General features: G+C 72.6%; 8 protein-coding genes. 3 read left to right on the forward strand and 5 right to left on the reverse strand.

Annotated features, from left to right (window positions below):
- Nucleotides 1–101: 101 nt before the first annotated feature.
- Nucleotides 102–1,604, reverse strand: coding sequence for a 30S ribosomal protein S1 (rpsA, locus tag ACFVYF_RS01305; RefSeq protein ID WP_389448946.1), 1,503 nt, complete (start codon nt 1,602–1,604; stop codon nt 102–104).
- Nucleotides 1,605–1,852: 248 nt separating this feature from the next.
- Between rpsA and ACFVYF_RS01310 the strand changes: the two genes are divergently transcribed.
- Complete coding sequence (locus tag ACFVYF_RS01310; protein WP_389448949.1) at nt 1,853–2,812, forward strand: class I SAM-dependent methyltransferase; 960 nt, start codon at nt 1,853–1,855, stop codon at nt 2,810–2,812.
- Between the two features lie 115 nt (nt 2,813–2,927).
- Nucleotides 2,928–5,501 carry an ATP-dependent helicase HrpB gene (gene hrpB / locus ACFVYF_RS01315; protein ID WP_389448952.1) on the forward strand — a complete coding sequence of 858 codons (2,574 nt, stop codon included), beginning with the start codon at nt 2,928–2,930 and terminating at the stop codon, nt 5,499–5,501.
- Here the strand turns inward: hrpB and ACFVYF_RS01320 are convergent.
- From ACFVYF_RS01320 to ACFVYF_RS01330, 3 genes are all read right to left on the reverse strand, one after another.
- Complete coding sequence (locus ACFVYF_RS01320) at nt 5,491–6,483, reverse strand: DUF3068 domain-containing protein (protein WP_389448955.1); 993 nt, start codon at nt 6,481–6,483, stop codon at nt 5,491–5,493. The genes hrpB and ACFVYF_RS01320 overlap by 11 nt on opposite strands.
- 68 nt (nt 6,484–6,551) lie before the next feature.
- The gene (locus tag ACFVYF_RS01325; protein WP_389448958.1) at nt 6,552–6,686 is read right to left on the reverse strand and encodes an SPW_0924 family protein; all 135 of its coding nucleotides are present in this window, start codon (nt 6,684–6,686) and stop codon (nt 6,552–6,554) included.
- A gap of 145 nt (nt 6,687–6,831) precedes the next feature.
- Complete coding sequence (locus ACFVYF_RS01330) at nt 6,832–8,508, reverse strand: lytic transglycosylase (protein WP_389448961.1); 1,677 nt, start codon at nt 8,506–8,508, stop codon at nt 6,832–6,834.
- Nucleotides 8,509–8,793: 285 nt separating this feature from the next.
- On the opposite strand from ACFVYF_RS01330, the gene ACFVYF_RS01335 reads away from it, so the two are divergent.
- A complete protein-coding gene (locus tag ACFVYF_RS01335) occupies nt 8,794–9,642 on the forward strand; it encodes a DUF4184 family protein (protein ID WP_389448963.1) in 849 nt (282 codons plus the stop codon).
- A 263-nt stretch (nt 9,643–9,905) separates the two neighbouring features.
- Here the strand turns inward: ACFVYF_RS01335 and ACFVYF_RS01340 are convergent, their stop codons facing one another.
- Nucleotides 9,906–10,439, reverse strand: coding sequence for a hypothetical protein (locus ACFVYF_RS01340; RefSeq protein WP_389448966.1), 534 nt, complete (start codon nt 10,437–10,439; stop codon nt 9,906–9,908).
- Between the last annotated feature and the right edge of the window lie 206 nt (nt 10,440–10,645).

Consider the following 10,645-nt stretch of genomic DNA (forward strand, 5'->3'; position numbering starts at 1 on the left):
GAAACCATCCCCCCACCCGCCCCCCCCACCCCGCAAATTATCGGGGCCCCCAACCTGGGGGGGCGCCCCCACTTCTTCAACTACTGCCTAGCGGTGAGCGATCAGCTCTGGCCGCCCGCGAGCTTCTCGCGGAGAGCAGCCAGCGCCTCGTCCGACGCCAGGGCGCCGGAGTTGTCGTCCGACTCCGAGGAGTACGAACCGCCGGCGGAGGCGGCCGGAGCCGCACCCGTGGTGCTGGTGGCACCCTCGGCCTCGGCCTGAGCGTCGGCCTCGCGGGACTTGATGACCTGCGCCTGGTGCTGCTCGAAGCGCTGCTGCGCCTCGGCGTACTGGGTCTCCCACACCTCGCGCTGAGCCTCGAAGCCCTCGAGCCAGTCGTTGGTCTCGGGGTCGAAGCCCTCGGGGTAGATGTAGTTGCCCTGGTCGTCGTACGACGCGGCCATGCCGTACAGCGTCGGGTCGAAGTCGACCGAGGCCGGGTCGGCACCGAAGGCCTCGTTGGCCTGCTTCAGCGAGAGGCTGATGCGACGGCGCTCGAGGTCGATGTCGATGACCTTGACGAAGATCTCGTCGTTGACCTGGACGACCTGCTCCGGGATCTCCACGTGGCGCTCGGCCAGCTCGGAGATGTGGACCAGACCCTCGATGCCCTCGTCCACGCGGACGAACGCGCCGAACGGAACGAGCTTCGTGACCTTGCCCGGGACGACCTGACCGATCTGGTGCGTACGGGCGAACTGCTGCCACGGGTCTTCCTGCGTCGCCTTCAGCGACAGGGAGACACGCTCGCGGTCCATGTCGACGTCGAGAACCTCGACGGTGACTTCCTGGCCGACCTCGACAACCTCGGAGGGGTGGTCGATGTGCTTCCAGGAAAGCTCGGAGACGTGGACCAGACCGTCGACGCCACCCAGGTCCACGAACGCACCGAAGTTGACGATCGAGGAGACGACGCCGGAGCGGACCTGACCCTTCTGCAGGGTCGTGAGGAACGTCTGGCGGACCTCGGACTGGGTCTGCTCGAGCCAGGCACGGCGGGACAGGACCACGTTGTTGCGGTTCTTGTCCAGCTCGATGATCTTGGCCTCGAGCTCCTTGCCCACGTACGGCTGGAGGTCGCGGACGCGGCGCATCTCGACGAGGGAGGCCGGCAGGAAGCCACGGAGGCCGATGTCGAGGATGAGACCACCCTTGACGACCTCGATGACGGTACCGGTGACGATGCCGTCTTCTTCCTTGATCTTCTCGATCGTGCCCCAGGCACGCTCGTACTGAGCGCGCTTCTTGGACAGGATGAGGCGACCTTCCTTGTCCTCCTTCTGGAGAACCAGGGCCTCGATCTCGTCGCCGACGGCGACGACCTCGTTCGGGTCGACGTCGTGCTTGATCGAGAGCTCGCGGCTCGGGATCACGCCTTCGGTCTTGTAACCGATGTCGAGCAGGACCTCGTCCCGGTCGACCTTCACGATGACGCCGTCGACGATGTCGCCGTCGTTGAAGTACTTGATCGTCTCGTCGATCGCGGCGAGGAAAGCTTCCTCGTTACCGATGTCGTTGACCGCTACCTGCGGCGTGGTAGAGGTGGTCTCGGTGCTGCTCGTCATGTGGGAAAGGGCTCCGGTACGGACAGTGAGTCGTAGGTACTGCTTACGCCGGGAGCCCGTTTCGCTCTGAAGACGGCCGGACAGCCAAGGAAGCGCCGAACCGGGTCATGCCCCCTTGAGAGGGACATTGCCGTAGGCGCCTCGACAACCGAGGGGACATACAACAGATGCGAGCGCAGCCTGCTACGTCTGAGGAGCGCAGGCCCGCAGCGCAACTTGTAGCATACGGGGGCAGCCGGACAGGGTCAATGCGCGAAGGCGCACACCCGGGGCGGAACGCCGCATACCCGGCACAAGACCTGTCCCTGGAGGCCACGTGGGCCCTCGCCGCCTCTGTCGTGACGCCCGCGGGGACGGGTTGTACGGAAGAGCCGCAGACTAATACGAGGGAGCCGATCATCCAAGAGCCCGAACCGTCCGAGCCGGAAGCCACCCGCCGTGCCGCAGACGTCACGGAGAGTTCCCGGGCCAACCGGGGCTGGTGGGACCGCAACGCGGACGAGTACCAGATCGAGCACGGCACGTTCCTCGGCGACGACCGGTTCGTGTGGAGCCCCGAGGGACTCGACGAGGTGGAGGCCGAACTCCTCGGCCCGCCCGAGGAGCTGAAGGGCAAGGACGTCCTGGAGATCGGGGCCGGCGCCGCGCAGTGCTCGCGCTGGCTGGTCGCCCAGGGTGCCCGTCCGGTGGCCCTGGACCTCTCCCACCGCCAGCTCCAGCACGCGCTGCGGATCGGCGGGACCGTGCCCCTGGTGGAGGCCGACGCGGGCGCCCTCCCGTTCGCGGACGGCTCCTTCGACCTCGCGTGCTCGGCGTACGGCGCGCTGCCGTTCGTCGCCGACCCCGTCCGCGTGCTGCGCGAGGTGCACCGGGTGCTGCGTCCGGGCGGCCGCTTCGTCTTCTCGGTGACGCACCCGATCCGCTGGGCCTTCCCGGACGAGCCGGGCCCGGAGGGACTGAGCGTCGCCGCCTCGTACTTCGACCGCACTCCGTACGTGGAGCAGGACGACGAGGGCAACGCGGTGTACGTGGAGCACCACCGGACGGTCGGCGACCGGGTGCGCGATGTGGTCGCCGGCGGCTTCCGCCTCCTCGACCTCGTCGAGCCGGAGTGGCCCGCCTGGAACACCCAGGAGTGGGGCGGCTGGTCCCCGCTGCGCGGGAACCTCATCCCGGGGACGGCGATCTTCGTCTGCGAGCGGGACTGACGACCACCGCCCGTTCCCCTCTCCCTCTGTTTCCCCCTGTTCCACGCGCGCGTAGAGGCCCTTGCTCTCCACGCGCGTGTGGAGACCGTTTTGACGGCCGTACGAGACTGGGGGCGTGATCCGTACCGACGCTCTCGACCGGCTGCCCGTCCGTTCCGCCGTGCCCGCGCTGCGCGGCGCCTTGGAGGAGCACGGCGCGGCGGTGCTGTGCGCGCCGCCCGGCACCGGCAAGACCACGCTCGTGCCGCTGGTCCTGGCCGGTCTGGTCGGGGAGGAGCCGGTGCGGCGGGTCGTCGTCGCCGAGCCGCGGCGCATCGCCGCCCGGGCGGCCGCGCGGCGGATGGCGTGGCTGCTCGGCGAGAAGGTCGGCGAGAGCGTGGGCTTCACCGTGCGCGGGGAGCGGGTGGTGGGGCGGCACACGCGCGTGGAGGTCGTGACGACCGGGGTGCTGCTGCAACGGCTGCAGCGGGACCAGGAACTGGCCGGCGTCGACGTGGTCGTCCTCGACGAGTGCCACGAGCGCCATCTGGACGCGGACACGGTGGCGGCGTTCCTGTGGGACGTGCGGTCCGCGCTCCGCCCCGAGCTGCGGTTGCTGGCCGCGTCCGCGACGACGGACGCCGAGGGCTGGGCCCGGCTGCTGGGCGGCGCGCCGGTGGTCGAGGCGCAGGGTGTGTCGTATCCGGTGGAGGTGGTCTGGTCGCCGCCCGCCCGGCCCGTACGGCCCCCGCACGGGATGCGGGTGGATCCGGCGCTGCTGGCGCATGTGGCGTCGGTGGTGCGCCGGGCGCTGACGGAGCGGGACGGGGACGTGCTCTGTTTTCTTCCCGGGGTCGGCGAGATCGCGCGCGTGGCGGGGCAGTTGGGGAACCTTGGGGAGGTCGACGTGCTGCAGGTGCACGGGCGGGCGCCCGCCGCGGTGCAGGACGCGGTGCTGTCTCCCGGAGCGCGGCGCCGGGTGGTCCTCGCCACTTCGGTGGCCGAGTCGTCGCTGACGGTTCCCGGGGTGCGCGTGGTCGTCGACTCCGGGCTCGCGCGGGAGCCGCGGGTGGACCATGCGCGCGGGCTGAGCGCGCTGACGACCGTACGGGCCTCGCAGGCGGCGGGACGGCAGCGGGCGGGCCGTGCCGGGCGGGAGGCGCCGGGTGCGGTGTACCGGTGCTGGACGGAGGCGGAGGACGCACGGCTGTCCCGCTTCCCGGCGCCGGAGATCAAGGTGGCCGATCTGACGGCGTTCGCTCTGCAGGTGGCCTGCTGGGGCGACCCGGAGGCGTCCGGGCTCGCGCTGCTCGATCCGCCGCCGGGTGGGGCGATGGCGGCGGCGCGGGCCGTCCTGTCGGCGGTGGGCGCGGTGGACGCCGCGGGGCGGGCGACGGAGCGTGGCACGCGCATGTCCCGGCTCGGGCTGCATCCGCGGCTCGCCCGGGCGCTGCTGGACGCGGCGCCCGAGGTCGGTGTCGAGCGGGCCGCCGAGGTCGTCGCCCTGCTGAGCGAGGAGCCGCCGCGGGAGTACGGCGACGATCTCGCCGCGGCCCTGCGGAGCGCCCGGCGCGGAGGTGATGCGTACGCGGCCCGCTGGCGCACGGAGGTCCGGCGGCTGCGCGGCGCGGCGACGCCGGCACCCGCGGCCGGGGAACGGCCTCACGCTTCCGCCGCTGCCCCTCGCGGTGGCGCGGGCCGGGCCGAGGGCGGTGCCGGCTCGCGGGCGGGCACGGGGGACGACCGGCTCGCCGGGCTCGTCGCCGCGCTCGCGTTTCCCGAGCGGGTCGCGCGGGCGCAGGGCGGGTCGTACCTCATGGTGTCCGGGACGCGGGCCGAGGCCGGCGAGGGTTCGGCGTTGCGCGGCGCGGCCTGGCTGGCCGTCGCGGTGGCGGACCGGCCGGTCGGCGCGGGGCACGCGCGGGTGCGGCTCGGGGCCGTGGTCGACCAGGACATCGCGCTCCGGGCCGCGGGCTCGCTGCACACGGAGGGGGACGAGGTCCACTGGGCCGACGGCGATGTCGTCGCGCGCCGGGTGGAGCGGCTGGGGGCCGTGGAGCTGGCGGTGCGGCCGCTGCGGAACGTCGATGCCGGCCTCGTACGCGAGGCGCTGGTCGAGGGGTTGCGCGCGGAGGGGCTCGGGTTGCTGCGCTGGTCGCGGGACGCGGAGGTCCTGCGGCAGCGGCTCGCCTTCCTGCACCGCAATCTGGGTGCTCCGTGGCCCGATGTGTCCGACGACGCGCTCCACGCGCGCGTGGACGAATGGCTGGAGCCCGAGCTGAGCCGGGCCCGGCGGCGGGCCGATCTCGGGCGGATCGAGGCCGGGCAGGGCCTCACCCGGCTGCTCCCCTGGGCCTCCGGCGACGCCGCACGGCTCGACGAGCTCGCGCCCGAGCGGATCGAGGTGCCCAGCGGGTCCAGGATCCGGATCGACTACGGCGATCCGCAGCGGCCGGTGCTCGCCGTGAAGGTGCAGGAGATGTTCGGCCTCCAGGAGTCCCCGAAGGCCGCCGGGGTGCCGGTCCTCGTGCATCTGCTCTCGCCTGCCGGGCGTCCGGCGGCCGTCACGGCCGACCTCGCGTCCTTCTGGAGGGACGGCTACAAGGCCGTACGGGCCGAGTTGCGCGGGCGCTACCCCAAGCACCCGTGGCCCGAGGACCCGGCGACCGCCGAGCCGACCCGGCACACGAACAGCCGGCTCAGGCGTTGACGGGCTCCGGGGCCTCGGCCCGGTCCGGGGCCGGGTCGTCCGGCCTGCGGCCGCGGGCCTCCAGGTAGAGGGACAGTGACAGGAGCCCGGCTCCGATGATCAGGAAGCCCCAGGGCAGGTACGAGGTCATCAGCAGGACCAGGGTGCGGTTCGACTTGACCAGGTCGACGGTCGACCTGATGTAGTCCTCGCGCATTTTGACGTGCCCGGAGAAGGCGGTCACCTTGTCGCGGTCTCCGAGGAGGGTGCCGCCGCGGAGCTCCTCCTTGTGGATCTCCTCGCCGTAGACGGGCGCTCCGGTGAGCGGCTCGACCCAGAACTTGCGGACCGTGGTGTACCAGCGGGTCGTGCCCGTCTTGGCGACCGACTCCGGGGTGATGCCCTCGACGGGCATGATCTTGGGGAACGGGACCTTGGTCCACGGGATGGTCTGCTCGAAGTAGTAGACCTCGACGCCGCGGAAGTTCCGCGTGCCCTTGTAGTGGATGGGGGCCGTGGTGCGGGTCTGCGCGTCGAAGTACTCGTAGTCCCGCTTCTCCGTCCGGAAGGGCCACTTGAACTCGATGCCGTCCCGAGTGACGGGGTCGCCGTCGACCGACTCGCCCGTGGCGTGGACGGGTTCCTGGCTGTGCGCGTCGAAGATGTAGCGCTCGGGGAGCTTGGAGACCATCTCGCCGTCGGGTCCCTCGACATAGGAGAGGGAGTCCCAGACGACGACGTCACGTCCCGCGGTGCGCTCGATCCGTTCGGAGGCCTCGACGTTGCCCTTGAGCGTCTGCACGATGGTGACCTTGGGGACCTTCTTGGCCGTCATGCTGCCGTAGTCGAGGAGGGTCGCGTCCTTCGCCTCCAGGACCATGTCCTGGTACTGGTTGGCCGGGACCTTCGCCAGGCGCGGGAAGGCGTACCAGCGCAGCAGTGGGGACAGCGCCGTGAAGAACACGGCGAGGGCGAGCAGGACGAGGCTGGCCTTGCGTCGCATCTCGGCGGCCCTCCCGGTGCGTTACGGGGTCTGCGGGGACGGTGGCTCGTACGGGGACTCGGGGTTCGCTACGGGTGCTCGGGAACGGTGGTGAGCATCGGCTTCGGTGAGGTCGTACCGGACGGCGAGCCCATGGCCGTGAGGGTGAGGACCAGCGCGAGCGCTACGGCGAGACCGGTCGCGGCGGCGATGAGGGCACGCATACGGGCCTCCCGGCGGACAGAGAACTGATACGTCGTCAGGTCGGGCACCGTAGCAACGGCGGGCCGAGATGAGAACACGTTGCACACACGCACAGCGGCGCCCCTCCGTCCGGGGACGGAGGGGCGCCGCTGTGCGATGCGCTGGTTACGAGGTGGCGGCCGCCACCGTCAGCTCCACGGTCAGCGTGGCGCCGCCGGTGGTGTTGATGCGGAGCAGGAACGTGCCGGTCGTGTCGTCCGCGTACAGCTTCGGCAGCTTGAGCAGACCGTCGGCGTCCGTGGTGAGGCCCGTGAGGGTCCGCGCGGTCTTGCCGTCCGCGTCCTTGAAGTAGGGGCCCTTGTCGTTCGCGGTGGCGTCGTCGGCCGACTTGATGAGCGTCGCGGTGGCCGCGACCTTGTCCGCGGTGGCCCCCTTGTAGGTGGCCTTCACCTCGACCTGGTCCGCGAACTCGCCGCCCGGCACGCAGGTCAGCGGGGTGTCGCCGGTCCGGGCGAGGGTGTCGGCCTGGCGGGGCGTGACGGTCGCCGTGTAGTCGAGTCCGGTCACCGCGCGGCCCACGACGGTGGCCCGGACGGTGAAGTCGCCGGTCTTCTCGCCCGCCTGGAGCGCGGGCGCGGTGGCCGTGCCGGTGCTGTCGGTGGAGACCGTGGCGACGCTCTCGCCGCCGGCGAAGGTGGCGTCCGTGTCCCCGACGATCGTGAACCGCACCCGGACCTTCGGCACGGCCTTGCCCGCCTTGGTCTCGGGCCGCGTGGCGATCTTCTCGCCGAAGGTGTCGCCCGCCGTGGCGGTGAGCTTGGCGGTCCCCGCGTCCTCCAGGTGGTCCACCGTCTCGGTGGGGGTGGGCGGGGTCGGCTTGGGCGTGCCGGGCGTGCTCGGCGGGGTGCTGGGCGTGCCCGGCTTGCTCGGCGGAGTACTCGGCTTGCTCGGCGGCGCGCTGGGCGTCGGCGGCGACGGGGGCGACGGGGTGGGGCTCGCATCGGTGGTGTCGTCGCTGCTGTGCGAGGGCAGGCTGCCCGTGCCGTCCGGCACCTCGTGGGTGCCCTTGCGGTAGAACTCCAGCCACGACAGGACCGTGTTGAGGTAGGCCGTCGAGTTGTTGTAGCTGAGGATCGAGGCGTTCATCTGCGACTGGACCGACATGTCGTGGTCGAAGCGGCACAGGTAGTGGCCGGCGGCGAGGGCCGCGTCGTAGACGTTGTTGGGGTTCTTCACGCCGTCGCCGTTGCCGTCGCGGCCCGCCCACGCCCAGGTGGAGGGGATGAACTGCATCGGGCCGACCGCGCGGTCGTGCGTGCTGTCGCCGTCGTACGCGCCGTTGTCGGTGTCGCTGATGTTCGCGAAGCCGTTGCCGTTGAGGACGGGCCCGAGGATCGGCGTGAACGTGGTGCCGCTGGAGTCGACGCGGCCGCCGCGGGCCTGGCCCGACTCGACCTTGCCGATCGCGGCGAGAAGCTGCCAGGGCAGGTTGCAGCCCGGCTTGGACTCGCGCAGCGAGGCCTCGGCCTTCTTGTAGGCATCGAGGACGGTCGCGGGGATGCCGGCTTCGGAACCCGAGGTGTCGGGCGAGCCGGAGCTGCCCGGACTGGGCGTCGCCGTGGGGCTTTCGAGCGGCGGGAGGTCGGTGTAGTACCGCGAGTTGCCGGTCGCGCTGCCGTCGTCGGTCCCGTCGGTCCGGGCCTCGGATCCGGTGGCCTGTCTGCTGGGGTCGTCGGCGGTCACTCCGGGTGCCTGGGACGCGGCCAGAGCCGCGACCGCGGCCGCTGCCACGGCGGTGGTTGCCGCCCCTTTGCGCAGCCTCCTACCGAATTGCGCCGCCATTGCGTGAATCCCTCCCGTGGACCGACCGCCCGCGCTTCGCGCGCTGTTCCCCTGCTCGACCGCGCTCCCCCGGCACGGTGACCCAGGTGACCCTACGACAACTTCCACCAGCGGGGCACCCGTTCGCGACCGCTATTCACCAGTTGGCCACACGCTCGCGTGCCCGGGCGCAGGCCCGGGGCGCCCCGCCCGGATATTCTCATGCGTCCCTCATACTCGGCGTCCGTGACCGCCGGGGCCCGGCGGGTGCCGGCGCGGGGCCAACGTCAGCCGCAGGGAGCCGACTTGCCTTTCACTCTCAGCCACGCGGCGGCCGTTCTGCCCGCCGTCCGCGGCGACGGGACCGGCCGCGGCCGGCTGGTGCCCGCGGTGCTCATCGCCGGGTCGTTCGCTCCCGACATGACCTATTACGCGGCGAGTGTGCTGTCCGGCGCGATGGAGTTCGGCGACTTCACGCATTCCTTCACCGGGGTCTTCACCCTCGACGTGCTGATCGCGTGGGCACTTGTCGGACTGTGGCTGCTGCTGCGCGAGCCGCTGGTGGCGCTGCTGCCCCGCGCCCGGCAGGGCCGCCCGGCGGCGCTGCTGCGCTGCGGAGCGGTACGGCAGCGCCCGAGTGCCACGCGGGCCCTGTGGTGGTACGTCTCCGCGGCGCTCGGTGCGCTGACCCATGTCGTGTGGGACGCGTTCACGCATCTCGACCGGTGGGGCATGCGGCTCCTGCCCGTCCTGGGACGGGACTTCGCGGGTTCACCGCTGTACTGGTACCTCCAGTACGGCAGTTCCGCGGTCGCGGCCGTCGTCATCGCGGTCTTCGTCGTCCTCGCGCTGCGCCGGACACCGGCCGCCGGACCGACGGGGGTGCCGTCGCTGTCCGGGGCGGACCGCTGGCTGGCGGCCGCGGTGATCGGCGGCTGCGCGCTGGTGGGCGCGGTGCAGCGGGCCCTGCACTGGTGGGCGTACTGGGGTTCGACCGCGGAGCTCTGGGAACTGATCCCCACCCTGTGCTTCGGGGCGGGCGCCGGCCTGCTGCTCGGGCTGCTCCTGTACGGCGTCGGAGTACGGCTGTGGCGCCCGGCCCCCGCGCGTCCGGCCCCGCCCCGCCCGGAGCCGAGCCGGTCCACCTCGCGCTGACGGGCGCCTCTGCCGGTCCGGCTCACGCCGGCGGCGCGCATCTGCGGATCCGCCTCACGCTGACGGGGTACGTCGGCCGGTCCGCCTCAGGCTGGCGGCGCACGTCGGCCGGTCCGCCTCACAATGACGGCGCACGTCGGCCGGTCACTGATGGGGTACGTCGGCCGGTCCGACTCACGCTGGCGGCGCACGTCGGCCGGACCGCCTCACAATGACGGCGCACGTCGGCCGGTCACTGACGGCGCACGTCGGCCGGTCCGCGGCTACGCCGGGCAGCCGCCGGCGCTCCCGGCCTCGGTCGCCGAGCCGGCGCGGGTGAGGATCCGGCCCAGGTAGCTGTGGCAGCTGTGGCTCAGGTCGGTCCACAGGCGGCGGGCGGCGCCGTGGTCCGAGCCGCCGGCCAGGGTGCGCAGGCGGGCCCGTTCCCAGCCGGTGAGCCGGTGGTGCCACTCCTGGACCCGGCACAGGGCCGCCTGCCCGAACAGCGTCGTGCGGGCTTCCGCCGGATCCTCCTGGCGCACGCTCGCGAAAACGCAGGTCAGACGGCTCTTTCGGAGCCGCACCGGCTCGGGCTGGGCGACCTGCTCCTCCTCGGACGCCGCCTCCTGCGGGTCCAGCGCCGCCCGGGCGGCGGGACGGTGCTCACGGGGTGTGCGGCAGGGGGCGGGTGTCCGGGCGGTACTCGCACCGGCCGCGAACACCGGGACCGGTGAGAGCAGCGCCGACACGAGCGCCGTGGCGGCCGCGACCAGGGGCGTGGCTGTCGCCGTCCGGCGGGGGATCACGCGTATACCCATGCCCGCATCCTTACGGCGCCCGGCGGCGGGGGGCGCCTTCGCGGGGGCCACCCGAGTGATGGCGGAGCGTGCAGTCCGCGCCTTGATCGGCGCGGGGGTGCGGCCGGGGGATCAGCCCGGTCACCGGCGGGCCGGGCCCACCGGCGGGCCGGGCGACGGACGGGGCACGGACCCCCCTCGGGCCGGCCGACGCACGAGACCTGAAC

The sequence above is a fragment of the Streptomyces sp. NPDC058274 genome (assembly GCF_042881375.1).
Lineage (GTDB): Bacteria > Actinomycetota > Actinomycetes > Streptomycetales > Streptomycetaceae > Streptomyces.

Coding starts and splice junctions, on each gene's coding strand:
- rpsA (WP_389448946.1), bottom strand. CDS start 1,604: ATGACGAGCAGCACCGAGACCACCTCTACCACGCCGCAGGTAGCGGTC.
- ACFVYF_RS01310 (WP_389448949.1), top strand. CDS start 1,853: ATGCGCGAAGGCGCACACCCGGGGCGGAACGCCGCATACCCGGCACAA.
- ACFVYF_RS01320 (WP_389448955.1), bottom strand. CDS start 6,483: ATGCGACGCAAGGCCAGCCTCGTCCTGCTCGCCCTCGCCGTGTTCTTC.
- ACFVYF_RS01325 (WP_389448958.1), bottom strand. CDS start 6,686: ATGCGTGCCCTCATCGCCGCCGCGACCGGTCTCGCCGTAGCGCTCGCG.
- ACFVYF_RS01330 (WP_389448961.1), bottom strand. CDS start 8,508: ATGGCGGCGCAATTCGGTAGGAGGCTGCGCAAAGGGGCGGCAACCACC.
- ACFVYF_RS01340 (WP_389448966.1), bottom strand. CDS start 10,439: ATGGGTATACGCGTGATCCCCCGCCGGACGGCGACAGCCACGCCCCTG.